Source organism: Pseudomonas floridensis (genome assembly GCF_002087235.1).
Lineage (GTDB): Bacteria > Pseudomonadota > Gammaproteobacteria > Pseudomonadales > Pseudomonadaceae > Aquipseudomonas > Aquipseudomonas floridensis.
Genome location: NZ_MUIO01000076.1, coordinates 23,111 through 49,200 on the forward strand (window position 1 = coordinate 23,111; position 26,090 = coordinate 49,200).

Here is a 26,090-nt window from a genome sequence, read left to right on the forward strand (position 1 = left end):
AGGCGGCTTTTATTTTTTTTCACTACGCTTGCGGGCGCATGTGCGGGAACAGGATCACGTCCCGGATCGACGGCGAGTTGGTGAGCAACATCACCAGACGGTCGATCCCGATTCCCTCGCCAGCCGTTGGCGGCATGCCGTACTCCAGCGCACGCACGAAATCGGCGTCGTAATGCATGGCTTCGTCGTCACCAGCATCCTTGTCGGCCACCTGCGCCTGGAAGCGCTCGGCCTGATCTTCAGCGTCGTTGAGCTCCGAATAGGCGTTGGCGATTTCACGGCCACCGATGAACAGCTCGAAACGGTCGGTCACGCTCGGGTTGTCGTTATTGCGACGCGCCAGCGGCGAGACTTCAAACGGGTACTGGGTAATGAAATGCGGCTGCTCCAGCTTGTGCTCGACCAGCTCTTCGAAAATCATCACCTGCAATTTGCCCAGACCTTCGAAACCCAGCACCTTTGCACCGGCCTTCTTGGCGATGGCACGTGCCTTGTCGATGTCCTGCAGATCATCGGCAGTCAGCTCGGGGTTGTACTTGAGGATCGAGTCGAACACCGACAGGCGCACGAACGGCTCACCGAAATGGAACACCTTGTCGCCATATGGGACGTCGGTGGTGCCCAGGACCAGTTGCGCCAGTTCGCGGAACAGCTCCTCGGTCAGGTCCATATTGTCTTCGTAGTCAGCGTAGGCCTGGTAGAACTCGAGCATGGTGAACTCGGGGTTGTGCCGGGTCGAGACGCCTTCGTTACGGAAGTTGCGGTTGATCTCGAAGACCTTTTCAAAACCGCCGACCACCAGCCGCTTGAGGTACAGCTCAGGCGCGATACGCAGGAACATTTCCATGTCCAGTGCGTTGTGGTGCGTTTCGAACGGCTTGGCCGCCGCTCCGCCCGGAATGGTCTGCAGCATCGGGGTTTCGACTTCCAGGAAGTCGCGCTTCATCAGGAAGCTGCGGATATGGGCGATGACCTGCGAGCGCACACGGAAGGTTTCACGCACGTCTTCATTGACGATCAGGTCAACGTAACGCTGGCGATAGCGCTGCTCGGTGTCAGTCAGGCCGTGGTGCTTGTCCGGCAGCGGACGCAACGACTTGGTCAGCAGACGCACGGACGTCATTTCAACGTACAGATCGCCCTTCCCGGAACGGGCCAGGGTGCCTTCGGCAGCAATGATGTCGCCCAGGTCCCAGGTTTTCACCTCGGCCAGCGTGTCTTCCGGCAGAGTCTTGCGGTTGACATAGACCTGGATGCGACCGGTCATGTCCTGGATCACCATGAACGAGCCACGGTTGAGCATGATGCGACCGGCGACCTTGACCGGAATCGCTGCCGCCGCCAGATCTTCCTTGCTCTTGTCGACGTACTGTTTCTGCAGGTCATTGCAGTAGCTGTCGCGGCGGAAGTCGTTCGGGAAGGCCTGACCCTTGGCGCGGCCGGCGGCAAGCTTTTCCTTGCGCAGGGCGATCAGGGTGTTTTCTTCCTGTTGCAGGGCTTGCGGGTCGAGTTGTTGGTCGCTCATGTCTTTTGATATTCCATCACAGGTTCGTTGCCCGGGCTTATCCGGGTTCGCGGGTGAGGCGGATAGCCTTCCCGGACGCTTGCGCAGGACCACGCACGAGGCGCTGGTCCCGCGAGGCGTGCATTACAGCCCTTGCTTGAGGCTGGCGATCAGGTAGTCATCGAGGTCGCCATCGAGCACCTTGTCGCAGTCGCTGCGTTCGATGTTGGTGCGCAGGTCCTTGATGCGCGAGGCATCCAGCACGTACGAGCGAATCTGGTGACCCCAGCCGATGTCGGACTTGGTGTCCTCCAGTGCCTGGGACGCCGCATTGCGCTTTTGCACTTCCTGCTCATACAAACGGGCCCGCAGCATTTTCATGGCGGTGTCCTTGTTCGCATGCTGAGAACGTTCGTTCTGGCAGCTGACCACGGTATTGGTCGGCACGTGGGTGATACGGACCGCCGAGTCGGTGGTGTTGACGTGCTGACCACCGGCGCCGGAGGAACGATAGGTATCGATCCGCAGGTCCGACGGATTGATGTCGATTTCGATGTTGTCATCGATCTCGGGCGACACGAATACCGCCGAGAACGAGGTGTGGCGACGGTTGCCGGAGTCGAACGGGCTCTTGCGGACCAGGCGGTGCACGCCGATCTCGGTGCGCAGCCAGCCAAAGGCGTATTCGCCCTTGATGTGCACGGTCGCGCCTTTGATACCGGCGACTTCGCCAGCGGACAGCTCCATGATGGTCGCGTCGAAGCCGCGCTTGTCGGCCCAGCGCAAGTACATGCGCAGCAGGATGTTGGCCCAGTCCTGCGCTTCGGTGCCGCCGGAACCGGCCTGGATGTCCAGGTAGGCGTTGTTGGGGTCCATGTCGCCGCTGAACATGCGGCGGAACTCCAGTTTTTCCAGCGATTCGCGAAGACGCTCGACTTCGGCGGCCACGTCATCGACGGCCGCCTGGTCTTCTTCTTCGGCCGACATCAGCAGCAGGTCCTTGGCATCGGCCAGACCGGACGTCATTTCGTCCAGCGTGTCGACGATCTGCGCCAGCAAGGCACGCTCGCGGCCCAGGTTCTGTGCGTATTCGGGGTTGTTCCAGACGTTTGGATCTTCGAGCTCGCGGTTGACTTCGGTCAGACGATCATGTTTGTGATCGTAGTCAAAGATACCCCCGAATGGTTTCGGAGCGCTCGGACAAATCCTTGATGCTGTTTAGGATCGGGTTGATTTCCATGGTGGGCAGCACTCGCAGGCGAAATTTTCAAAGCCGACGAGTATACCCCAGGCAGCGCCGGGAAGGCAGCCCGTCGAGCGGGCCTTGTGCAGCCTGTTTGGCAAGACGTAGCGCGCACGCACCGTTGCGCGCCGATCCGGTCACGATTCAGCCGACCGCGACCTGATTGCGGCCGTTGTGTTTGGCGACATACAGGCCTTTGTCAGCATCGAGAATCAGTTGCCGACTGTGCAGGCCGACCTGCGGACCCGCCGTGGCCACGCCGATACTGACCGTCAGGTGCGAGCCTTCGGTCGGCGCGATGTGCGGGATATTCATGCCGACCACGCTCTGGCGCAGTTTTTCGGCAATCAGCCGTGCGCCGCCCGGCGAGGTATTGGGCAGTACCATCGCGAACTCTTCGCCGCCATACCGGGCCGGCAGATCGGACGGCCTGCTGCAGCCGTTGCGAATCGCTTTGGCCACCTGCCGCAATGCCTCGTCGCCTTCCAGATGACCGAAGCTGTCGTTGTAGGCCTTGAAGTAGTCCACATCGATCATCAGCAGCGACAACTGGGTCTGGTCACGGGTCGCACGACGCCATTCCAGCTCGAGGTACTCGTCGAAATGACGACGGTTCGACAGCCCGGTCAGGCCATCGGAGTTCATCAGTCGTTGCAGCACCAGGTTGGTGTCGAGCAATTGCTGCTGGCTCACGCGCAAGGCCCGATAGGCTTCGTCGCGCTGCAGCAGGGTCAGGTAGGAGCGTGAGTGATAAAGAATTCGCGCGACCAGCTCGATGTTGTCCGGCAGCTTGACCAGATAATCGTTGGCACCGGCGGCGAAGGCAGCGCTCTTGATCAGCGGGTCCTCCTTGGTGGAGAGCACGATGATCGGGATATCGCGGGTCAACGGATTGCTGCGGTATTCACGCACCAGCGTCAGACCGTCCAGACCCGGCATCACCAGATCCTGCAGGATCACGGTCGGCTTGATCTGCACCGCTTGAGCGATCGCCTGATGCGGATCGGCGCAGAAGTGAAAGTCGATCGAGCTCTCACTGGAAAGGCCACGTCGTACCGCTTCGCCGATCATCGCCTGATCGTCGACCAGCAGCACCATCGCAGAGTTTTCATCCGGGGTTTTGATGTCGTCCATCTGCACATCATGCATGAAATTTCTCCTGATCACCGAACTGCGATGAGCCCATCTGGACAATCATTGTGCGAACACCTCTACCAGACGCGGTGCGATAGAAGTCAGCGGCCGGATCTCGACGGCGGCGTCGATGGCCGCCGCGGCTTTGGGCATGCCGTATACCGCAGAGCTGGCCTGATCCTGCGCGATGGTCAGAAAACCGCGCTCGCGCAGCAACTTGAGCCCCTGCGCACCGTCGCGCCCCATACCTGTCAATAACACGCCCACAGCGTCTCCACTCCAATAACGGGCCACACTTTCGAAAAAGACATCGATAGAGGGCCGGTAGATTTCATTCACCGGGTCAGCCGTATAAGCCAGCGTGCCGCTCTTGAGCAAGCGGATATGGTGGTTGGTGCCCGCCAGCAGGATCTTGCCCTGCTGCGGCGTTTCACCCTCACGGGCCAGTTGCACCGGCAGGCCGGAAACCGACCCCAGCCAGTCGGCCATGCCGGCGGCGAACACCTGATCCACGTGCTGTACTACCACGATAGCTGCTGGAAGGTGGGTGGGCAGTCCTTTGAACAGAATCTCGAGCGCCGCAGGGCCGCCCGCAGACGAGCCGATCGCGATCAGCCTGTCACGCCGGACGGACTCACGCACGGGCAACGCAGCGGTGTTTTTGTGAGTATTGCGCTGGCCGATGAGCCATTCGATGTTGAGGATCTTGCGCAGCAACGGGGCTGCCGCCTCTTTCGGATTGCTCCCGCCGATGGCCGGCGTGTCCACCACATCCAGCGCGCCGTGGCCCATGGCCTCGAAGACGCGGCGTGCGTTCTGCTCACGGTCCACGGTAACAATGACGATCGCGCACGGGGTTTTGGCCATGATCTGGCGCGTGGCTTCGACCCCGTCCATTTCCGGCATGATCAGGTCCATGAGAATCAGGTCCGGCGTGCGCTCGGCGCACAGGCGCACAGCTTCAGCGCCGTTGGACGCCACCCATATCACCTGATGCAGCGGTTCAAAGGCCAACGCGCGTCGCAACGCCTCGATGGCCATGGGCATGTCATTGACAATGGCAATCTTCATGCCTGGGCATCCCCGATCAATTCGACGACGGCATCGAGCAAGGCGTCGTCATGAAAACTGGCCTTGGCCAGATAATAATCGGCGCCAGCGTCCAGGCCGCGGCGACGATCTTCTTCACGATCCTTGTAGGAAACCACCATGACCGGCAGCGATTGCAGCCGGATATCGCGACGCAGCAATGTCACCAGTTCGATGCCATCCATGCGCGGCATGTCGATATCGGTGATGAGCAGGTCGAAATCCTCGGCGCGCAGCGCGTTCCAGCCGTCCATGCCATCCACGGCAACCGCGACTTCGTAGCCGCGGCTCACCAGCAATTTGCGCTCCAGCTCGCGCACCGTCAGCGAATCATCGACCACCAGCACACGCTTGCGCGATACGCTGTCGACCGGCCGGTTACGACGATCGATACGCTCCAGCCGTCCGGTATTGAGCAACTTCTCGACCGAGCGCAGCATGTCTTCAACGTCGATGATCAGCACCACCGAGCCGTCATCCAGCAAAGCACCGGCCGAGACATCCTGAACCTTGCCCAGCCGAGCATCCAGCGGCATCACCACCAGCGTGCGCTCACCGATGAATTTCTCGACCGCGACGCCATACACCGAATCGCGCTCGCGGATCACCACGACCTTGAGCGCCTCACTGGCATCCTGCGACGAAGGACGATGCAACAACTGGCTGGCCGATACAAGACCGACATGGCGCTCTTCGTCCCAGAAATGCTGGCGCCCTTCGAGCTGCACGATGTCATCCGGCTGCAGATCGCGCATGCGTTCGATGTGAGCCAGAGGAAACGCATAGGCCTCGCCACCCACCTCGACCACCAGACTGCGCACGACCGACAGGGTCAACGGCAGCTCGATCCTGAAGCGACTGCCCTCGCCCGCCCATTGCTGCAACTCGACGCTGCCGTGCATCTGGCGAACCATGTGCTGCACGGCATCGAGCCCGACACCACGGCCGGAGACCTGAGTGACCTTGTCGCGCATGCTGAAACCGGGCAGGAACAGGAAGCTCAGCAGTTCCTCTTCACTCAGTTGAGCCGCGGTATCGGCTGGCGACAGGTTGCGCTGCACGATACTCTGGCGCAGCCGCTCCAGGTCCACGCCGCCACCGTCATCACTCAATTCGACGACCAGCAGCCCGGCCTGATGCGAGGCCTGCAGACGGATCAGCCCTTCCGGCTCCTTGCCGCTGGCAACCCGTTTTTCAGGCGACTCGATGCCATGGTCCACCGCATTGCGCAGCAGGTGTGTCAGAGGAGCCTCGAGTTTCTCCAGTACGTCACGGTCGACCTGAGTTTTCTCGCCTTCGATCTGCAACCGCACTTGTTTACCCAGTTCGCGCCCCAGGTCGCGGACCATGCGCGCCTGACCGACCAGTACATCGGCAAACGGGCGCATGCGACAGGCCAGCGCGGTGTCGTACAGCAACTGGGCCCGCTGCCCGGACTGCCAACCGAATTCGTCCAGCTCGGCGGTTTGCTGAGCCAGCATTTGCTGCGCCTGGGACAAGAGACTGCGGGCATCTTCCAGGGCTTTCTGTGCGTCGGCGTTCAGACCGTCTTCACCAAAGCTGGCGCCCAGCACTTCCAGCGCACGGTCGCTGCTGCTCTGCAAGCGCTTGAGTCGTTGCATGCCCGCCAGCAAAGGCTTGAGACGCTGGGTTTCGACCAGCGACTTGCTCGACATGTCGAGCAGACCGTTGAGTCGTTCGGCCGTGACCCGCAATACCCGCTCGCCGCCTTCGCTCACCCGGCGCTCCTTGAACGGAACGGCCGGGGCATCAGGCTCGGCTTTGGCAGGCGAAGCGGTCGGCGCTTCCAGACGCAGGTCCGCTGCCAACGGATCGGCAGGCGTCTGACTAACCGGCTCCGGGGCTGCTGCGGATTCAAGTTGTTTCAAAGCACTGGCCAGCAGCGGGTCCGGCATCGGCACGCCGACCGTGCGCGCCGCCCCGGCGCCCGAGGCCAGCAGCGTATTCACCCTTTCGACATAGGCATCGACATCGGGCTGGCCGACGCTGTTACCGCCCGGTGTAGCGATGCGCATCAACAGGTCGGTACCCGATAACAGGGCATCAATGTGCTCCGGCTGGAGCAGCAGCCGCCCTTCCTGTGCGCTGACCAGACAGTCTTCCATCACATGGGCGACGCTGACACCGAACTCGACGCCGACGATTTTCGCCGCGCCCTTGAGCGAGTGAGCGGCGCGCATGCAGGCTTCCAGCTGATCGGCCTGGGTCGGATTGCGTTCCAGCGCCAGCAGGCCTGCGCTCAACACCTGCGTCTGCGCATCGGCTTCCAGGGTGAACAGTTCGAACAGCGAGGCGTCGCGCATTTGATCTGGCGTCATGTAAGGCTCCGATACACCGCCGACAACAGCTGTTCTTCATCGAGCCAACGCAGGCTACGGTCCTTCCACTGCAGCACACCCCGGGTGAAACGGGCATTGGCATGCGTACCGGACGCCGATGCCGCTTCCAGTTCGCGCTCGTCGATGGCGTGAATGCCTTCGACCTCATCGACCGGCACCACTACCGGACCGCCTTCAGCAGCCAGAATCAACATGCGCGGCACCGTGCGCGCAGACGAGGCGATGACCGGGTTGCTCTCCAGTCCCAGCAGTTCGACCAGCGAAATGCAGGCCACCAGCGCGCCACGCACATTGGCGACCCCCAGCAACGCACGCGAACGCTGGTGCGGCAACGAATGGATGGTCTGGTTCGGCGCCACTTCAGACAGGCAACGTGACGCCAGCCCCAGCCACTCCTCGCCCAGGCGAAAGACCATGATCGAGCGAGTCTTGATATCGCGCTGCAGGACTGAGCCCTGAAAATGCTCGTGCTGCTCCTGAGCCAGCGAATACCGATCGAGCAGGCGCGTGGCGGCTGCCGAATACACTGAGCAGTTGCGGCAATGAATGTGGTCTTCCAGCAACGGGCACGAACGGTCACCGTGAATGCCGATGCGGTTCCAGCAATCGTCGATGTCCCGGGCCTGGTCATGGGTAAGGTCTGAAAAACCGGACGGGCCCGTCATCAGCTGTTTCCTTGTTTATTCGCGCCACGCACAGCGCGGTCCTGCAATCGACGGGCGCCGGCACTGTCACCCCGGGCGGCGAGTAACGCGGCCAGTTGCGCCAGCGACTCGGCGTGCTGCGGTTCCAGGTACAACGCCTTGCGATAGAAGCCCTGCGCTTCGGCCGCCCGGCCTTCCACTTCGCTGAGCAGTCCCAGCCAGTAGAATACCTGAGCAATCGGTTCGTGCTGCTGCAAGTAGCGCTCACAGGTCGCACGCGCCTCCACGCTCTTGCCTTCATTGGCCAGGCTGGCAATCGAGCTCAGCAGCGCCACACTCTCTTTGTTGCCGGTGCTGCCCGCCGGTTTGGTACCGGGAGCAAACGCTGTCGAGTTTCGCGACACAGGTTTGGGAGCGGGCGCGCGCGTAGGCGGCTCGGGTGACGGGCGCGGTGCCGGAATGCTGACCGGCGTGGGCACGGACACTGTACGTGCGGCCGTCTCGCCAAGGGATGCGTGACGAAAGACGAATGACTGGGGAATTCCCAAAGAACGCATGCCCACCGCAGACAACAGGCTGCCCTCGGCCGGGCCGATGAACAGCACGCCATCTTCGCGGGTCAGTTGCTTGAGGACTTTGAACACATGCTGTTGCGTCGGCCGGTCGAAGTAGATCACCAGATTGCGGCAAAACACGATGTCGTACGCCATTTGGCTCGCCAGTCTCGGATCGAGCAGGTTGCCCGACTGAAAGTCGATGCAATCGCGCACCTGATCGGCGATCTCGAAACCCTCGCCAACGGCGTTGAAAAACCGGTCGCGAAAACTCAGGTCGGCGCCACGAAACGAATTCTTGCCGTAGACGCCCTGTTTCGCACGCGCAATCGAGATAGGGCTGATGTCGATGGCGTCGACTTTGAACTGCCGGGTCAACAAGCCCGCATCGATCAGTGCCATGGCGATGGAATAAGGCTCTTCGCCTGTCGAACAGGGCAGACTGAGAATGCGCAGCGGTCGTGCACCATCAAGGGCTGAGAGACGCTCGCGAGCGAGCTTGCCCAATGTGACGAAGGATTCCGGATAACGAAAGAACCAGGTTTCCGGAACGATGACCGCCTCGATCAGCGCCTGTTGTTCCTGCGGTGATGTCACCAGCAAGCTCCAGTAGGCATCGCTGTCAGCGCACCCGGCCGAGGCCGCACGCTGACGCAGTGCACGCTCGATGATCGCTTCACCGACCGAGGTCACATCCAGTCCGATGCGCTCCTTGAGGAAGCTGAAAAAACGCGAATCGTCACTCATGACGCATCCTCGAGCGATTCCAGATCAATCGGCGGCACCGGGTAAAGCAGTTCACGGACCGGCTCGCTCAGCAGTTCCTGAACGTGAATCCATTGCAGCAGCCCTTGCTCATCTTCCCGGACCGGCCCCAGATACGGCGCCAGACGATTGTCCAGGCCGTACTCTTTGAACTGTGACGCCGGGCAACGCAGGGTTTCGGTGGCCTGTTCGAGAATCAGACCGAGCAGTTGCGCCGGGTGGTTGTCGTCATGGCGATAGTGCACCAGCACCATCCGCGTGCTGGTGCGCGCTTTGGCGGGCTGACCGGCGTTCAACGCACTGATGTCGATCACCGGTACGATTTCCCCACGATGGGCAAAGATCCCTGCCACCCAGTGCGGTGCGCGGGCAATCGCCTTGAGCTTCACACGCGGCAGGATCTCGGCGATCTCGGTCGCCTCCAGCGCATAGCGATCCTCACCGATGCAAAACAGCAGGAACAGTTTGTTCGAAGCTGGCAACGTCACGTTGCGCCTGGGTGATTGATCCATCATCGGCGCGACTCAGACCTTGAATCGCGAAACGCCACTGCGCAGCCCGACCGCCACCTGACTCAACTCGTCGATAGCGAAGCTGGCTTGACGCAATGATTCGACGGTCTGGCTGCTGGCATCGGCCAACTGGACCAGCGCCTGATTGATCTGTTCGGCGCCCGTGGCCTGTGCCTGCATGCCCTCGTTGACCATGAGCACCCGTGGAGCGAGGGCCTGGACCTGATGAATGATCTGCGACAACTGCTCGCCGACCTGCGTAACTTCGTACATGCCGCGGCGCACTTCTTCAGAAAACTTGTCCATGCCCATGACACCGGCCGACACGGCCGACTGGATTTCCCGCACCATCTGCTCGATATCGTAAGTGGCCACGGCGGTCTGATCGGCCAGACGGCGAACTTCGGTGGCGACCACGGCAAAACCGCGGCCGTACTCACCGGCCTTCTCGGCTTCAATGGCCGCGTTGAGCGACAGCAGGTTGGTCTGGTCGGCGACCTTGACGATGGTCACCACCACTTGATTGATGTTGCCGGCCTTCTCGTTGAGGATCGCCAGCTTGGCGTTGACCAGATTGGCAGCGCCCATGACCTGATGCATGGTGTCTTCCATGCGTGCCAGACCCTGTTGGCCGGAACCGGCCAGAATCGAGGCCTGATCGGCAGCCGAAGTGACTTCGGTCATGGTGCGTACCAAGTCGCGTGACGTGGCGGCGATTTCCCGTGAAGTCGCGCCGATTTCAGTGGTCGTCGCAGCGGTTTCAGTGGCCGTCGCCTGTTGCTGACGCGAGGTGGCGGCGATTTCAGTGACCGACGTGGTGACCTGCACCGAGGAGCGCTGCGCCTGAGACACCAGCGCGGTCAGCTCTGTCATCATGTCGTTGAAACCGGTTTCGACCACGTTGAATTCGTCCTTGCGCGCCAGATTCAGACGCGAACTCAGGTCGCCAGTACGCATGGTTTCCAGAATCCGCACGATGAGCTGCATCGGCGAGATGATCGAACGCATCAGCAACAAGCCGCAGGCGGCGGCAGCCATGACCGCGATCAGCAGGGAGAAGACCATGCTGATCTTGGCACCCAGTACCGCATTGACGATGTTGTCCGTGGCGCGATCGGCCAGTTGCTTGTTGGCCACGATCAGTTCGTTGAGCTGCTTGCGACCGTCGGTCCAGACCGGATTGACCTCGCCGTAGAATTCGGCACGCGCGGCGGCGTAGTCGCCACGCTCATACTTGGCGTGCACCTCGGCGAGCAGTCGCGAATACGTTTCGCGACGCTTTTCGAAGACCGCGAAGCTGGCCCGGTCGACATCGTCGAAAATGGATTTCTTGTAACCGTCCACCTGCGTCTGCAAGGCGTCGTCGAAGCCCTGAAACTGATCCTTTTCCTGCTTGGTCAGAGGACGCCCCTGACCTTCGCCAATCAGTTCCAGCGTGCGGATGTAACTCTCGCCCCAGGCACTGCGCACCAGCGTGCTGTAGTAAACACCCGGCAAGGCGTCGAGGCGCACCTGTTCTTCGCTGGACTCGATTGACAACAGGCGGGAGTAAGACACAACGACCATCAACAGCATGATTGCGATGATGACGGCAAAGCTCGCCAGAATTCGTTGGCGCAAGGTCCAGTTCTTCACAGTCAGCCCTCAAGAGTTCAACAACGGCGTCCGGCCGTGTTCATGAAGCGGACCGACGGACGGCCCAAGCGGCGTGAGTATAGCCCAGCCGTTCGTGTATTCGCGGGTAATGCGAAAATGAAATCAAAGCCCCTCGAAAGGCCTCCTGCGGTCCCTGCGGAACGCACCATTACCTCAAGGTAAACAGCGGTCGCAACAGGCGTTACAAAGATTCCATCAAACAGTTATCGGCCGCAGAGCAAGTAACTCAAGGGTGCAAGTTGCTGTAAATCCGTGAATGAAACAGGCCTATAAATAGTTACAGCAGCCGTGTTGAAACGCGTCCGTAAGCTTTGTCGTATCTTCAATAACGACAAGGCCTTCAAATGCTCGATCAACCCTCCCCGGATACCCCTCCGATCCACCGTCACCCGCAATTGATCAAAGACCGCACCCCCGAATGGCTGCTCCAGGCCAAGCCCGTTACCCACGCGGCCGTACGCAAAGCCGCAGATAATCCACCCTCGTGGCTGACACAAGCACGCAGCACTCAGCCCGCTCTGGTGAGCGAGCTGCAAAAGGCTTACGCCCGACATCGCGACAACGAAAGACAGATCCGCCCGCTGCTGGAACGCCTCGTTCCGATCGAGACTTTTGCGCAACCCTTGCTGACGGCCGCACTCAAAAGCCGCTTCGGCATGGACCTCGATGTCATGAACACCCATCTGTTCCATGCCAGCCGGGCGGTGGTCGATCAGTCGTTCATGGCAGCGTCGAAAGATCCACTGGTGCAGGCCAACATGGCGCTGAAAGCGGCCACCCGGCCGTTGCTCACGGCTGCGCTGCAAAACTTCGAAGAGTGGGAAACGAAAACGGACGCAATGGACAAGGATGCCGGGACCAAAGCCCGGATCTTTTCGTCCTGCCAGATCAAAGGGCCCTACATCACAGGGACGGAACTGGATATTGCCCCCGGTGATTTCGCAGACTTGTGTCGCAAGCTGGATCTGGGCGGCCAGTATCAAGCGCTGCTGCGCTCGATACTGCAGCCACCGGACCGCCCCCATGTCCCGGTCCAGGACAATCCCAAGGCCTTCATGCGTGTGGAAACCTCGTCCATCGAGCTGCAATTGCGCATTGCCTACCTCAAAGGTCTGATTGGCAAACCGGCCTATGACGCAATGCTGGAGCTGCTGGCGGGCAACCGGCAGGTCATGATCGACGACGTCCCCGTAAGCTGCACTGTGCTCAAGCTCTGGGATGTCGAGCTGACCGGGATCTTCACCATGGGCAAGAACCGCGACACGGCCAGTCAGGTGGAAAAGGTCGTGGTGTACATACCCGACGATCCGATTGCACCTCTAAAGGAATACGAGTCGGCGGCCGCCTTCCAAAACTCGCTGCGTGACAGGATGTTCGTCAGCGGCTATCAACAGTTCTTCAAGCGCTTCATTCCTGCGCGCCACCGCAACCGGGTGATGAGCAAACTGTTCGAGCGCCTCAACCCGACGGTCAAAAAAGGTGGTGTATTCGAAAGGCAGTGGCTGGAACAGGAAGAGGACCGCAACGCCCGCCTGGATCTGCACGAAAGCCCGATGACCGGCCGATTGGCGCAGACGGTCCTTGAACGCAAACAGGTGGCGCTTCTGGACGACGCGCTGTTTCATGGCGTGCCTACCGCCTCGCTCGATCAGAAAACGGCTGCCGACCGGTTGAAATACTTCGAGGAGAAAACGCTTGAAGTGCTGAACATCGCAGCCTTTGTGGTACCCGGCCTGGGCGAGATCATGCTTGCCGTCACTGCGGCCCAGTTAATCCACGAAGTATACGAAGGCGTCGAAAGCTGGGCTCATGACGACAGGCAGCAGGCCATCGCTTACCTGTTCGATGTGGTCGAGAACGTCGCCCTGCTGGCGGCACTGGGCGCGGCATCGACCAGCGGCCCCGGCATTGCGGCAGTACAGGTTCCAGAATTCGTCAACGCGCTCGAGCCGATCGGGCTGTCCGATGGCACGACGCGCCTGTGGAAGCCAGACTTGTCACCCTTCGCCCACGATATCGTCCTGCCGAAAAACCTCAAACCCGACGCGCTGGGCTTGTACCACTATCAGGGCAAGCAGTGGCTGGCACTTGAAGGACGGACTTATTCGGTACTGCGCGGACCAGCCGATAACGGGTATGTCATGGAGCATCCCGCTCGCCCGGACAGTTACCAGCCGCAACTGCGTCATAACGGAGCGGGCGCCTGGCTGCATGAACTGGACCGGCCGTTGCAAATGGAAGGTCTGACGCTGTTTCGCAAGTTGGGATATACCCGCGATGTGTACGCTGACCTGGCCGCCGAACGCATCGTGCGCACCAGCGGCACGACAGAGTCGGTCATGCGCCGCGCACTGGCCAATGCCCAGCGTCCGCCAGCCCTGCTTGAAGACACCGCACGTCGTTTCCGGCTCGATCAGGAGATCGACGGGTTCATCGAACGGATGCACGCCAACGATCCCGACGCAGACCCGTCGATGCAGCTTGAACTGCTGAGCCAGGATCCCGGATGGCCAGCCGACCGTACGCTGCAATTGCTGAACGCCGATGACACTGTCGCCAACGCATTCCCGGCGCTGACCCCGGCCGACGCCGTCACTTCTGTCAGGGTCCGCATGGACCAGCCGGACGTCCTGCAGCAGGTCCTGGAGCAACTGAGCGCCGCCGAAATCAGGACGCTGATGAACGAAGAGTTCGGCGCAGGCCAGATCAGCCTGTCATCACGCTTGAAGACACTCAGGGCAAGGCTGGCCGGGCGCGGGAGCGCGATCAGAAATCGCTGGTTCGACGCCCGTTATCAGTCGTTGAAAAACCGCCTGGAAGGGTCTGCCGCGCAAGGCGCACAAGCAGTCGGGCAGGCATTCCCCAACCTGCCTTCTCCGGTGACGGACGAACTGATCCGCCACGCATCGCCCGCCGAGCTGAGCCAGATGAGCGAGAGCGGACGCGTGCCACTGCGCATCGCCGAAGAAGCCCGGGTCTATCAACGCCAGATCAGACTGGCGCGAGCCTATGAAGGGCTGTATCTGAAATCGGTAGCCAGTGCCGATTCGGACTGCCTGATCCTGCACAGTATCGAGGCGCTGCCTGGCTGGTCGCCGCAGGTCGGGATCGAGGTGCACGACGGGTTCTTCGGCGGCCCTCTGGTTGATCGTATCGGCAACGAGGACGCGCCGATCCGCAAGATTCTGGTCAAGGAAGGCAACCGTTACGAAGCCCGCGACAGCGATGATGGCCATCTCCATGGTCTGGACGACCTGTACACCGCGCTGCTGCATGCCCTCCCGGACGCACAGCGCGCAGAGCTGGGTTTTCCTCGCACTGACCAGGGTCAGGAACTGGCCGCGATAGTCGGGCAGCGGCCGCTGCCACGCAAGACGCTGGCCCCGCTACTGAACATGCAGCCGCTCAAACCGGGCTCGAAATCGCCCATGCGCCTGGCCGATGGCCGCCTGGGTTACCCGCTGAGCGGAAGAGGCAACACCGACTGGCATATGACCGACGACAGCCTGCTGGACAAGCTCAGGCTGCTGGAATTCGACGATGCGTTTCCCGAGGACATCCTTGGCCAACTGCGTGCTATCGGCTGGGATAACCGCATCATCGACCACCGGCTCAACGCGCTGCTGGACGAGCAGCAAACCTTGCGTGCCAGCCTCGACGCCTGGAGCGACGAGGTCGTGTCGCTTCCACCGATGAACCAGGCACACATCGACAGCCGGGTGCGAATCCATGAGGCCATCCTGGATCACTGGCGATTGAACAGCCTTCCGGAGATAGGCCGCACCCGCCTACCGCTGCGCCTGCAATCGGTTTCCCTGATGGACTTCCCTGCCCGACTACCGGACTTCGTCTACTCACGTGTCCATGCCCTGCGCCTGGAAAACATCTCCGTCGAACCGCGCATGCCCACTTCGATCGGCCCAGTGATGAACCTCCCGCGCCAGGCGGCCAACAGCATCGAGTTGGGAAGCTTTCTGCGGCGCTTTCCACGGACCCGCTCGCTGATCCTGTCCAGCGACCCGGCACCCGGCGCGGCGTCGATGTGGTCGGAATTCTTCGACCTGCCCAGACAGGTCGCAAGCGCTTTGCCGCAGTTGGCCGAGTTGGGGCTGATCAATCAAGGTGTGCTTCTGGACCAGCTGCAATTGGGGGCGCTCCGGGACCTGACCGAGCTAAGAGTTCTGGACCTGAGTGGTAACCAGACCAGTGTGATACCGCCCATGAACCTGAGCTGGCTGCGCCTGGACCGGCTGGTGCTGGAACGCCTTGGCCTGCATCGCTGGCCTGCCTGGCTGACCGAGCTGATTCCCGACAATGTTCGCGAACTGTCGGTCGCCCACAACGACCTGACCGACATACCGGACCAGATTCTTGAAAATCCGCGCAACCCCACGCATCAGACGCTGATCGACCTGCGTGGCAACAGCCTTTCGCGTTATGTGGCCATCCGCGCGCGCATCAATGAAACCGCACCCTATCGCTCCTTCCGGTTTAATCTGGACATACCGCCCGCCCTGCAGGCAGCGCTGAACATGCAGATCCAGCAAGGGGCCGACCTGATGGAGGCCCTCGATCAGTGGACCCAGACCTCAGGCTCGCAGACACGTCCGAGTGATCAAACCGTCGAGGCCCGACGCAGTATCGGTAACGTCATCATCGATCACTGGAGGACGTTCAGCCTCGGACAAATCCATACGCCTCTGCGCCTCAGCGACATTGCGCTGGCCGACATCCCCCCGCAACTGCCGGACTTCTTCCGGCGTCAGGTTCGCTATCTGCACCTGAGCCGGGTGACCGGCACAGCCCAGGAGCTCGACCAGTTGTTGCAGCGTTTCACCGAACTCAAGGTTCTGGAAATGAGAGGCCATGTAACGCCCCTCGCCGAACTGCCTCAGGCGTTGCTCAACCTTCGCTCGCTGAGCGCGTTGAACCTGAGTGACCAAGGGCTGATCATCGATCAGCAGCACATCGAATTCTTCAGCCGCCTTCCGAAGCTTGAGCGCCTGGAACTGGATCACAACAGAATCGGGACCATCGACAGTCTGACCAGCCTCAACAACACGGCGCTGCACTGGCTGTCGCTCAACAGCGTGGGACTGAACGCATGGCCGCGGTGGATCGATGAAATGATTCCAGCGCCGTTAACGACGCTGCTACTGGAAGGTAACCAGATCACCGAGATTCCGGACAACATCCTTGCCAACCCCAATAGCAGAAACGCCCACACGGAAATCAGCCTGCTGGACAATCCGCTGTCGGACGACAGCATGCGTCGCGCCCGCCAATCGGAACGCTACGGTCGCTCGTTCACCTTCGACATGGACCTGACGCCGGAGCTGCGCGAACTCGATGAAATGGAAGGTCACGATTCGGATTCGCCCTACGACTCGGACTCGTCCGGCGAGGAAAGCAGCCCTTCCAGCCCGACGCCTTCACGCGTCGACACATGGCTGGTCGAGGACGATCCACAATCGGCAGAGCGGCGCAAGGTGTGGCAGCAGGTGGAAGAAACCGGCCAGGCTCGCAATCTGCTGGACCTTATAGGTTCGTTGCGCCATACCGCCGACTATCGCAACACGGTAACGCGTCCACAGCTTCGGCAGCGCGTCTGGCAGGTCCTGAGCGCAGCGGGTGACGATCCTCAATTGCTGATGACCCTCAACGGCATCGCGGAAGAACCGCTGAGGCTGTTCCGCGGCAACGACACGTGTCCGGATGGTGTCATTCTGGAGTTCAATCAGATGGAAGTGCTGGCCTTCACTCGCCAGTCTCTGCAGGACGTGGTGCCTGAACAACGCGGCGCGACGCTGTACCGCCTGACCACCCGGCTTTATCGCCTGTCCGAACTGGATGCGGCGGCCCGCGAACAGGCCGGCGGACGTGACGAAGCCGAGGTTCGACTGGCTTACCGCACGCACTGGGCCAACGCGCTGGACTTGCCCGTCCCGCCAGCGGGCATGCTTTTCGAAGCCCATGCAGCCATCCGTCCTGGCGAGTTCGACATGGCCCTCAATCGCGTTCAGACCGGAGAACAGGGCGAACCTTTACTGAAATTTGCCGCGCAGCAGGAGTATTGGGTAGCCTACCTGCGTGAAGCCTACGCCGACCGGTTCCAGGCACTGGAACGCACCTATCGCAGCAACATGACAAAACTTACCGACGAATTCGAGGTGCGGGATATCAGCCTCGACCATCCCGAATACGAAGGCCGTATGCGCGAGTTCGAGTCACAGAGCAAGGATGACGAACAACGGTTGATCAAGGAGCTGACCAACCTGGAAAGCCTGCAACAGGCCTGAACGAACGGTCGCCTGACGCCTTCGCGGCGTCAGACGACCAGAGTCGGGCTCAACGCTTACTGGGCATCCCGAACCTGGGTTTCCAGTTCGGCCTTGAGACCCGGCTCCAGTTTCAGCTGGCGCGCCAGTTCATCGAGATAGGCGCGCTCCATGAAGTGCTCCTGATCGACCAGCATCACACTGGCGATGTACATCTCCGCCGCCATCTCAGGACTGGTTGCAGCCCGTGCCACTTCGGCCGGGTCCAGCGGCTTGTTCAGTTCGGTATGCAGCCAGCTTTGCAAGGTCTGGTCAGCGCTCAGCTTGTTGAACTCGCCCTCGATGAGTTCACGCTCGCGATCATCGACATGGCCGTCGGCCTTGGCGGCGGCGACCAGTGCTCGCAGAATCGCCTGACTGTGTAGCTCGGCCTCAGACTCGGGCAGACGGTCGATGGTCTGCGGTTCTCGTTGGCCGGTCATGCCCTGGCTGGCCTGCCAGTTGTTATAAGCCTTGTAGGCAATAACGCCGAGTGCCGCCAGACCGCCATAGGTCAAAGCCTTGCCCCCCAAGCCGCGTGAACGCTTGCCTTTGAGCAGGCTCATGGCACCCGCAGCCAATGCACCGCCGCCAGCGCCGGAAAGCAAACCACCCAGACCGCCCTGACTGCCGCCCTTGTTGCCGCCAAGCAGGCTGCCCAGACCATTCATCAGTGAATCACTGCCCGAAGATTGTTTGCCGGACTTGCCGTTGACCTTGTCCTGCAACATGTTCTGGCCAGACTTGAGCAACTGATCGAGTAAGCCACGCGTATTCACAGTAACCTCCACAGGTTTGTCGGATGAATCATTGACCCACGCACGGGACATAAGTCGCATGCCCCTGATCACCGGTGTGCTTCCAGATGTTGCTGCTCATTGCAGAACCGCTGGGCAGGCTTAGGCCGGTTTTGCAAGCGCGGAACAGACTGCAACGCCTATCGATTGAACCGATGCATTCATATACGCCTCGAAAAAGAGGACAATCCCATCCATCCATTCAGATCGAATACCCTTTCAGTTTTTTATGACCCGTTCAATAACCTGTGGCAGACCATCGGGAGCTTGCCTTCAGTGACATCACTCGTCAGCTTCCCCGCAGGCAACAGCGACGCGGCCCATATCATCAGAAGCAAGGACTGGAGCCAGACCCCATTGGGTCCACTCCTCGACTGGCCGACCTCGTTGAAGACCACGCTCAATCTGGTCCTGAACAGTCCCGAATCCATGTACCTGCTGTGGGGGCCGGAACTGATCTTCTTCCACAACGACGCCTACGCTCCGATTCTCGGGCCGCGCAAGGAACGGGCGATAGGCGCTCTGATGCCGGAACTGTGGGCCGACGTCTGGGATCAGGTGCTGCCGCTGGTCGAACAGGCGTTGCGCGGACAGGCAGGCCGCTGGCAGGACATGCCACTGACCATGGCCCGGTACGGTGAAGTCGAGCAGACCTGGTGGTCGTTCTCATTCTCCCCGGTGGTCGATGAAAACGGGGTCACCGTCGGCATATTCTGTGTCACCAACGAGACCACGCAGCACGTGCTCGATCAAAGCGCGCTGCAAGCCAGCGAGCGCAAGCGGCTGGATCTGATCGAAGAACTGATCGAGCTGGAGCGGCAACAATCGGCCAAGCTCGAGCAGCGCACTCTGGAGCTGGATACGTTATGGAAGATATCGCCTGATCCGCTGGCGATACTCGACTTCAATGGCATTTTCCTGAGGGTCAATCCTGCCTGGACCCACATTCTGGGTCGGGACGAGCGAGAATTGGTCGGCACCTCGATCATGAACCTGCTCCATCCAGACGACGTGGCCAATACCGAGAATGCGCTGCAGCACACTATCAACCATGTGCTGCCCCTGTTCGAGAACCGCTACCGGCATGTCGATGGAAGCTATCACTGGTTCGGCTGGACTGCCGCGCCCGGCAATGGCGTGATCTTTGCGCTGGGCAAACACCTTAACCATGAGAAACAGCGCATCGAGGCCTTGCGCATCACCGAAGAAGCGCTACGCCAATCGCAGAAAATGGAAGCAGTCGGGCAACTCACCGGCGGCCTGGCTCATGACTTCAATAACCTGCTGATGGGCGTCACCGGCAACATGGAGCTGCTGCAATCGCGGGTCAGACAAGGCCGCTTTGCAGAACTGGACCGCTACATTGGGGCTGCGCTGGAAGGCTCCCGGCGAGCCGCATCGCTGACTCACCGTCTGCTTGCATTCTCACGGCGCCAGACCCTGGCCCCCAAGGCCACCGACGTCGATCAGTTGGTGGCAGGCATGGACGAACTGATCCGGCGTACCGTCGGCCCGTCCATTGATATGCAGGTGCGTGCGACGCCAGGCCTGTGGTTGACCATGGTCGATTCGCATCAACTGGAAAATTCGCTGCTCAATCTGTGCATCAACGCCAAGGACGCCATGCCTGACGGCGGTCAACTGGTCATCCAGACTGCCAATCGCTCTCTGGATACCGTCACGGCAGCGGCGCATGAACTGCCGGCAGGCCGCTACGTGGAACTCACTGTCAGCGACACCGGCACCGGCATGGATAAGGACGTCATGGAGCGGGCATTCGATCCCTTCTTCACGACCAAGCCGATCGGCATGGGCACCGGCCTGGGACTGTCGATGATCTATGGCTTTGCGCGACAATCCGGCGGTGGCGTGAATATCTCCTCGGAAGTGGGACGCGGCGCGAGACTCAGTATTCTGTTGCCGATATTCGAAGGCCTGGCCGAGCCGCCTGAACTCGACATCAGTGCAGTTCAGGTGCCCACTCAAAACGCTGGCGGCGAGACCGTTCTGGTCGTGGACGACGAACCGGCGGTACGTTTACTGATTGCCGAAGTGCTCGAAGAACTGGGCTATGTCGTGCTGCAGGCTGATCAGGGCGCTGCGGCGTTGATCATCCTGCAGTCCAAGGCGGCCATCGACCTGTTGATAACCGACGTCGGACTGCCAGGCGGGATGAATGGGCGGCAAGTAGCGGATGCGGCTCGCGCGGTGCGGCCTGATCTGAAGATCCTGTTCGTGACCGGATACGCTGAAAACGCTGTTCTGGCCCACGACAGCCTGGAGCCAGGCATGTACGTGTTGCCCAAGCCGTTCTCCATCGCCGCCCTGACCGGGCGGGTCACCGAGTTGCTGGACAGCGCCAACGAACGTCTGTTTTGAGTGACTGCCTTCGCGCGCAAGCGCAGCCGAAGGCAGTCACGACAACGCTCCTCAATCGCGCAGATCAGACTCGTGAATCGGCTGGTCACGATGGGTGGCGCGCTGGTATTGCGCGGGCCAGGTGGCCAGTCGTCCGCCCAGATCGTCGTCGGCATGCAGAGGCCAGTACGGATCGCGCAACAACTCACGCGCCAGCAGAATGATGTCGGCCTGGCCGGTACGCAGGATGTGTTCGGCCTGCGCCGGTTCGGTGATCATGCCGACCGTGCCGGTGGCAATTCCGGATTCCTTGCGCACACGTTCAGCGAACCGCGTCTGGTAGCCCGGACCGACCGGAATCTCTGCGTTGGCGGCAGTACCGCCCGATGACACATCGATAAGGTCGGCGCCCAAAACCTTGAGACGACGCGCCAGTTCCACGGTCTCGTCAGGGTTCCAGCCATCTTCCACCCAGTCGGTCGCCGAAACGCGCACGAACAGCGGCAGTTCTTCAGGCCAGATGGTGCGCACCGCTTCGGTCACTTGCAGGGTCAGACGAATGCGGTTTTCAAACGAGCCACCATACTGATCGGTGCGCTGGTTGCTCAGCGGTGACAGAAACTGATGCAGCAGGTAGCCGTGCGCCGCATGGATTTCGACCACTTTGAAGCCTGCGGTGAGCGAACGTCGTGCGGCGTCGACGAACGCCTTGATCAGTTCCTGAATCTGGGTTTCGCTCAGTTGGACAGGAGCGGTGTGCTGCGGATCGAAGGCAATTGCCGACGGGCCGACTGGTGTCCAGCCGCCTTCACTGGCCGGGATGCTGCCGTGCTTGCCCAGCCAAGGCCGCCAGGTGCTCGCCTTGCGGCCGGCATGCGCCAACTGAACACCTGCGACGGCACCCTGCGCGGTGATAAACCGGGTAATACGCTGCAAAGGCTCGATCTGCTCGTCATTCCACAGCCCGAGGTCTTCGGGAGTGATTCGGCCGTCCGCGGTCACCGCCATGGCTTCGGTGATCACCAGACCCGCGCCGCCCACTGCGCGACTTCCCAGGTGAACCAGATGCCAGTCATTGGCCAGACCATCGACACTGGAATACTGGCACATGGGCGATACAGCGATGCGATTGCGCAGGGTCAACTGGCGCAGGGTATAGGGCTCAAGCAGCAGGCTCATGGCGACCTCTCATAAAGAAAATTCGGGTATCCAGGCTCGTTTTGGTGAGCGGTTTTACTGGACAGAGCCTAGTCGACAACCCGAACGCTTGAGGGGTTCCTGCTGATTCTCAGCGAGGCGCGATGTGCACGACCATCAACTGGACGGTTTCATTGCCCCGAAATTCGTTGAGATCGAGTTTGTAGGCCAGCTCGACCCAACGGATATTAGGGTTGGGCCAGATATCACGGTCCACGCCGAACGCAATACCGTCGAGCTTGACGCTACCGCATTCGGTCTTGAGCACCATCTTCAGATGTCGCTCGCCCACGACGCGCTGCTCCACCAGTTGAAACACGCCGTGAAACAACGGCTCCGGGAAATGCTGCCCCCAGGGGCCTGCATTGCGCAATGCGCGCGCCAGTTCCAGATGAAACTCCTCGACCGCCAGCGAGCCGTCCGACAACAGGCGGCCGGTCAGGTCCTGCTCATCGAGCTGGCGGCGTACTTCCCCATCGAACGCCTCGGCGAAAGCCGGGAAGTTTTCTTCAGGCAACGACAGCCCCGCCGCCATGGCATGGCCGCCAAATTTGCTGATCAGTTGCGGATGAGCCGCCGCCACCGCGTCCAGCGCATCTCGAATGTGGAACCCCGGCACCGAGCGGGCCGAGCCCTTGAGCACGCCCTCTCCGGCGCTGGCGAAGGCGATGGTCGGGCGGTGGTAGCGCTCTTTCATGCGTGACGCCAGGATGCCGATCACGCCCTGGTGCCAGTCCGGATCGAACAGGCACAGACCGAACGGCATGGACTCCACCGGCAAATCCTTGAGCTGAGCCAGTGCTTCGCGCTGCATGCCCTGCTCGATGGACTTACGGTCCTGGTTCAGTTCGTCCAGCTGCACGGCCTTTTCCCGCGCCTGGGTCGGGTCATCGCAGAGCAGGCATTCGATGCCCAGGCTCATGTCATCCAGACGGCCAGCCGCGTTCAGGCGCGGGCCGATAATGAAGCCCAGGTCAGTGGAGGTAATGCGCGATGGCTCGCGGCGGGCCACTTCCAGAATCGCGCGCAATCCCGGACGCGCACGACCGGCACGAATCCGCATCAGACCCTGATGCACCAGAATGCGATTGTTGGCATCCAGCGGCACCACGTCCGCCACGCTGCCCAAGGCAACCAGGTCCAGCAGCTCGGCCAGCTTGGGCTCGGCGAAACCCTTGCTCTCGAACCAGCCGGTATTACGCAAGCGGACACACAACGCCATCAGCACATAGAAAATCACCCCGACGCCCGCCAGCGACTTGCTGGGAAAGGTGCAACCGGGCTGGTTCGGGTTGACGATCGCGTCTGCCGCGGGCAATTCATGGCCCGGCAAGTGGTGATCGGTGACCAGCACCTGCAACCCTGCCGCCTTGGCCGTCTGTACCCCTTCGACGCTGGAAATGCCATTGTCCACAGTGATCAGCAAGTGCGGTTGACGCTGTAACGCCACCTCAACGATTTCCGGCGTCAAGCCATAGCCATACTCGAAACGGTTCGGCACCAGATAATCGACGTGTTCGGCACCCAGCAGGCGCAGTCCCAGCACGCCAACGGTGGTTGCGGTTGCGCCGTCAGCATCGAAGTCTCCGACAATCAGCATGCGCTGGCGCTGGCGCAGGGCTGTCTCCAGCAGATCCACGGCCGCGTCGATGCCCTTGAGCTGCTGAAACGGGATCAGCCGCGCCAGTTTCTTGTCCAGTTCGATTTCATTCGCCACGCCCCTCGCTGCGTAAAGGCGGGTCAGCAGTGGCGGGAGATCGCCCAGAAAAGGCAGGGTGTCGGGCAACGGACGAGGTTCAATGCGCATGCGGGTCAGCTGATTCTCTGTGAGGTATCGGTAATGATGATGCGGTCCGGACAGAAACGGCCGTCAGCCGCGCTCGCCGGCCAGCCATTGCAACTGGACTTCATGCTGGCCACGGTCATCGGTGACGAATATGGTGCCTTCGCTGATCATCACGTCCCACTTGATGACCCGTGGCATATCCTTGGCCAGCACTTCCAGAACCTCCTGCGGGACAGCAGCGATGTTGACGTTCTTCAGGTTCTTGATCGCGGGCACCACTTTGCCTTCCCAGACGCGCAGACTGCCGTAGGCCAGCAGACTGGTACGCTCGGTACGACGCGAACACCAGGTCAGACGGTCGGCGTCGGGCTGGCCCACTTCGATCCAGTGCAGCACCCGGTCATCCAGGCTTTTTTCCCACAGCGCGGGCTCGTCCACATCAGACAGGCCACGACCGAAGGAGAGCTGTTCGTTGTACCAGAAGGCATAGGCCAGCAGGCGCACGGTCATGCGCTCTTCGGTTTCGGAGGGGTGACGGGCAATGGTCTGCTTGACGCTTTCGTAAACGCCCCGATCAAGATCGGTCAGGTTCAGTTCGAATTTGTAAGTCGTGGACGGCTGGGCCATGAACGGGCTTCTAGAGTCTGGAGGAAAGACGGCAAGTCTAACCGATGCGAGGGGTCGCGAACGAATCGACTCGCGGATGAGTCATCGCGGCCGCTTGTGACGGCGCGCACAAGCTTGCCGGATGCGGAAAATCCGATAGCCTCTTAGACGCTGTACCACCGCACGATGTGACGCCAACATCGTGGCGCGACTCAAAAGTCTGCCTTTCGCCACATGTGGCCTACGACATTTTTCGAGGATAGGACAGACGAATGACTTTTCGTGCCTCGTATCGCGCAATGAATCGCCTGTTACTGGCGTTGCTGTGCTTTGCCATGCCGTGCCTGAGTCAGGCCCGGGAAACCCTCACCTGGCTGATGCGCGACTTGCCGCCCTCGACGATCTTCTCCGGGACGATGCAGGGTCAGGGCGCTATCGATCAACTCATGCCGCTCCTGACGGCCAGGATGCCCGAATACGATCATGTATTGATGCGCGTCAACCGGGCCAGAGCCATGCAGATGCTCAACGAGGGCGCCGCGCTGAGCTGCGATCCGACCATGCTATGGACACCGGAACGAGCCAGAACCATTGTGTTCTCGATTCCGGCTTTCGTGCTGTTCAGCAGTGGTCTGGTGGTACGCAGGGAGGACATGGCGAAATTCGAGCCCTTCGTCTCGGGCGGGAAGATCGATCTCGATGCGTTGGTGGACAGCAAGACCGTCAAACTCGGCGTCGTGGCGGAGCGCAGCTACGGTGGAGTGATCGACAGGACCCTGCAGGAAAGCCAGCAACAGACACTCACCCTGCATTACGGCAGCGATGCGGTCGGCAGCCTGTTACAGATGGCCCGCGCAGGTCGCCTGCAAGGGTTGCTGGGATTCTGGTTCGAGGCGCGTTATCAGGCGCTGCAGCAAGGCATCGATCCACAAGAACTGAGGTTTATCCCCATTCTCGACAACCCGACGTATCAGCTGGCCCACATCGGCTGCAGCAATACGCCTCAGGGCAGGCAAGCCATGCAATTGATCAACAGAGAGATGCGCACGTTACGGGAAAGCAATCTGATGGCGCTTTATGCGCAGTGGCTGGACCCGGAGCAGCGCGCTGGCTACTTGAGCGACGTGAAGGCCATTTTCGAAAAGGACTGAGTGACTGTGCAACAACCCCCGAACAGCGCGGACTGCCCGGGGTAGACATGACGATCAAACAAACAAGGTCATCAGGCGAAGGCTGGAGCGCCCGCCAACGTGCGGCCCATGGCAGCGTTGCGCATTGCAGCAATGACGCAAGGCTCGATCCTGCCTTCAGCGACCATCAGATCCCGGTGGAGCCCATCGACCACATCTCTGAGCTGACGCTTGTCGCTCAACTGATCGGCTGTGAATACGCGTTCGATGACGCAGGCACCGGTTGCATCGTTCAACGTCACCAGACGTTCGCCGCGCGCGCCAGCCGGGCCAATGCAGGCCTTGTAAGGAGCCAGCGCTTCGCTTAGCAGTAAGCTGATATTTTCCATATAGATCACCACTCAACAGTTTGAATGCAAAGGTGCTAATCAATGACCG

At 60.9% G+C, this 26,090-nt stretch carries 17 protein-coding genes; 3 read left to right on the forward strand and 14 right to left on the reverse strand.

Annotated features, from left to right (window positions below; genetic code table 11):
- Nucleotides 1-22: 22 nt before the first annotated feature.
- From lysS to BZK31_RS18990, 9 genes are all read right to left on the reverse strand, one after another.
- Nucleotides 23-1,525 (reverse strand): lysine--tRNA ligase, encoded by a 1,503-nt coding sequence (lysS, locus tag BZK31_RS18950; RefSeq protein ID WP_083184470.1) that lies wholly within the window; start codon nucleotides 1,523-1,525, stop codon nucleotides 23-25.
- A gap of 123 nt (nucleotides 1,526-1,648) precedes the next feature.
- Nucleotides 1,649-2,744 (reverse strand): peptide chain release factor 2 gene (gene prfB / locus BZK31_RS18955; protein WP_102136516.1). Its coding sequence is split into 2 segments (ribosomal slippage): nucleotides 1,649-2,671 and nucleotides 2,673-2,744, totalling 1,095 coding nucleotides; the frame shifts between segments, so codons are not numbered across the junction.
- A 147-nt stretch (nucleotides 2,745-2,891) separates the two neighbouring features.
- Nucleotides 2,892-3,896, reverse strand: a complete 1,005-nt coding sequence (locus BZK31_RS18960) for a response regulator (protein WP_083184472.1) — start codon at nucleotides 3,894-3,896, stop codon at nucleotides 2,892-2,894.
- A gap of 45 nt (nucleotides 3,897-3,941) precedes the next feature.
- Nucleotides 3,942-4,952, reverse strand: coding sequence for a chemotaxis response regulator protein-glutamate methylesterase (gene cheB, locus BZK31_RS18965; protein ID WP_083184473.1), 1,011 nt, complete (start codon nucleotides 4,950-4,952; stop codon nucleotides 3,942-3,944).
- The gene (locus BZK31_RS18970) at nucleotides 4,949-7,309 is read right to left on the reverse strand and encodes a hybrid sensor histidine kinase/response regulator (RefSeq protein WP_083184474.1); all 2,361 of its coding nucleotides are present in this window, start codon (nucleotides 7,307-7,309) and stop codon (nucleotides 4,949-4,951) included. The genes cheB and BZK31_RS18970 overlap by 4 nt, the downstream gene beginning before the upstream one ends.
- Nucleotides 7,306-7,995, reverse strand: coding sequence for a chemotaxis protein CheW (locus BZK31_RS18975; protein WP_083184475.1), 690 nt, complete (start codon nucleotides 7,993-7,995; stop codon nucleotides 7,306-7,308). Before BZK31_RS18975 ends, BZK31_RS18970 begins: the two co-directional genes overlap by 4 nt.
- The gene (locus BZK31_RS18980) at nucleotides 7,995-9,275 is read right to left on the reverse strand and encodes a CheR family methyltransferase (RefSeq protein WP_083184476.1); all 1,281 of its coding nucleotides are present in this window, start codon (nucleotides 9,273-9,275) and stop codon (nucleotides 7,995-7,997) included. The genes BZK31_RS18975 and BZK31_RS18980 overlap by 1 nt, the downstream gene beginning before the upstream one ends.
- Nucleotides 9,272-9,808, reverse strand: a complete 537-nt coding sequence (locus BZK31_RS18985) for a chemotaxis protein CheW (protein WP_083184477.1) — start codon at nucleotides 9,806-9,808, stop codon at nucleotides 9,272-9,274. Before BZK31_RS18985 ends, BZK31_RS18980 begins: the two co-directional genes overlap by 4 nt.
- Before the next feature lie 9 nt (nucleotides 9,809-9,817).
- Nucleotides 9,818-11,440, reverse strand: coding sequence for a methyl-accepting chemotaxis protein (locus BZK31_RS18990; RefSeq protein ID WP_083184478.1), 1,623 nt, complete (start codon nucleotides 11,438-11,440; stop codon nucleotides 9,818-9,820).
- Between the two features lie 365 nt (nucleotides 11,441-11,805).
- On the opposite strand from BZK31_RS18990, the gene BZK31_RS18995 reads away from it, so the two are divergent.
- Nucleotides 11,806-17,760, forward strand: coding sequence for an NEL-type E3 ubiquitin ligase domain-containing protein (locus BZK31_RS18995; RefSeq protein WP_083184479.1), 5,955 nt, complete (start codon nucleotides 11,806-11,808; stop codon nucleotides 17,758-17,760).
- 56 nt (nucleotides 17,761-17,816) lie between these two features.
- On the opposite strand, the gene BZK31_RS19000 is transcribed toward BZK31_RS18995, so the two are convergent.
- Nucleotides 17,817-18,557: a tellurite resistance TerB family protein gene (locus tag BZK31_RS19000; RefSeq protein WP_083184506.1), complete on the reverse strand. Its 741-nt coding sequence runs from the start codon at nucleotides 18,555-18,557 to the stop codon at nucleotides 17,817-17,819.
- 294 nt (nucleotides 18,558-18,851) lie between these two features.
- Between BZK31_RS19000 and BZK31_RS19005 the strand changes: the two genes are divergently transcribed.
- Nucleotides 18,852-20,954 carry a hybrid sensor histidine kinase/response regulator gene (locus BZK31_RS19005; protein WP_083184480.1) on the forward strand — a complete coding sequence of 701 codons (2,103 nt, stop codon included), beginning with the start codon at nucleotides 18,852-18,854 and terminating at the stop codon, nucleotides 20,952-20,954.
- 51 nt (nucleotides 20,955-21,005) lie between these two features.
- Here BZK31_RS19005 and BZK31_RS19010 read toward each other — a convergent pair whose 3' ends face one another.
- From BZK31_RS19010 to BZK31_RS19020, 3 genes are all read right to left on the reverse strand, one after another.
- A complete protein-coding gene (locus BZK31_RS19010; protein WP_083184481.1) occupies nucleotides 21,006-22,112 on the reverse strand; it encodes an NADH:flavin oxidoreductase/NADH oxidase in 1,107 nt (368 codons plus the stop codon).
- Nucleotides 22,113-22,221: 109 nt separating this feature from the next.
- Nucleotides 22,222-23,937 carry a single-stranded-DNA-specific exonuclease RecJ gene (recJ, locus tag BZK31_RS19015; RefSeq protein WP_083184482.1) on the reverse strand — a complete coding sequence of 572 codons (1,716 nt, stop codon included), beginning with the start codon at nucleotides 23,935-23,937 and terminating at the stop codon, nucleotides 22,222-22,224.
- A 63-nt stretch (nucleotides 23,938-24,000) separates the two neighbouring features.
- Nucleotides 24,001-24,543: a YaeQ family protein gene (locus BZK31_RS19020; protein WP_083184483.1), complete on the reverse strand. Its 543-nt coding sequence runs from the start codon at nucleotides 24,541-24,543 to the stop codon at nucleotides 24,001-24,003.
- 251 nt (nucleotides 24,544-24,794) lie between these two features.
- On the opposite strand from BZK31_RS19020, the gene BZK31_RS19025 reads away from it, so the two are divergent.
- Nucleotides 24,795-25,673: a TIGR02285 family protein gene (locus BZK31_RS19025; protein ID WP_083184484.1), complete on the forward strand. Its 879-nt coding sequence runs from the start codon at nucleotides 24,795-24,797 to the stop codon at nucleotides 25,671-25,673.
- Nucleotides 25,674-25,744: 71 nt separating this feature from the next.
- On the opposite strand, the gene BZK31_RS19030 is transcribed toward BZK31_RS19025, so the two are convergent.
- A complete protein-coding gene (locus BZK31_RS19030; protein WP_083184485.1) occupies nucleotides 25,745-26,041 on the reverse strand; it encodes a DUF3509 domain-containing protein in 297 nt (98 codons plus the stop codon).
- Nucleotides 26,042-26,090 lie beyond the last annotated feature (49 nt).

Bases quoted from the DNA above. Each gene is read 5' to 3' on its own strand.
- cheB (WP_083184473.1), bottom strand. From the start codon at position 4,952: ATGAAGATTGCCATTGTCAATGACATGCCCATGGCCATCGAGGCGTTG.
- BZK31_RS19020 (WP_083184483.1), bottom strand. From the start codon at position 24,543: ATGGCCCAGCCGTCCACGACTTACAAATTCGAACTGAACCTGACCGAT.
- BZK31_RS18980 (WP_083184476.1), bottom strand. From the start codon at position 9,275: ATGAGTGACGATTCGCGTTTTTTCAGCTTCCTCAAGGAGCGCATCGGA.
- lysS (WP_083184470.1), bottom strand. From the start codon at position 1,525: ATGAGCGACCAACAACTCGACCCGCAAGCCCTGCAACAGGAAGAAAAC.
- recJ (WP_083184482.1), bottom strand. From the start codon at position 23,937: ATGCGCATTGAACCTCGTCCGTTGCCCGACACCCTGCCTTTTCTGGGC.
- BZK31_RS18970 (WP_083184474.1), bottom strand. From the start codon at position 7,309: ATGACGCCAGATCAAATGCGCGACGCCTCGCTGTTCGAACTGTTCACC.
- BZK31_RS18975 (WP_083184475.1), bottom strand. From the start codon at position 7,995: ATGACGGGCCCGTCCGGTTTTTCAGACCTTACCCATGACCAGGCCCGG.
- BZK31_RS19010 (WP_083184481.1), bottom strand. From the start codon at position 22,112: ATGAGCCTGCTGCTTGAGCCCTATACCCTGCGCCAGTTGACCCTGCGC.
- BZK31_RS18960 (WP_083184472.1), bottom strand. From the start codon at position 3,896: ATGCATGATGTGCAGATGGACGACATCAAAACCCCGGATGAAAACTCT.
- BZK31_RS18995 (WP_083184479.1), top strand. From the start codon at position 11,806: ATGCTCGATCAACCCTCCCCGGATACCCCTCCGATCCACCGTCACCCG.
- BZK31_RS18985 (WP_083184477.1), bottom strand. From the start codon at position 9,808: ATGATGGATCAATCACCCAGGCGCAACGTGACGTTGCCAGCTTCGAAC.
- BZK31_RS19025 (WP_083184484.1), top strand. From the start codon at position 24,795: ATGACTTTTCGTGCCTCGTATCGCGCAATGAATCGCCTGTTACTGGCG.
- BZK31_RS19030 (WP_083184485.1), bottom strand. From the start codon at position 26,041: ATGGAAAATATCAGCTTACTGCTAAGCGAAGCGCTGGCTCCTTACAAG.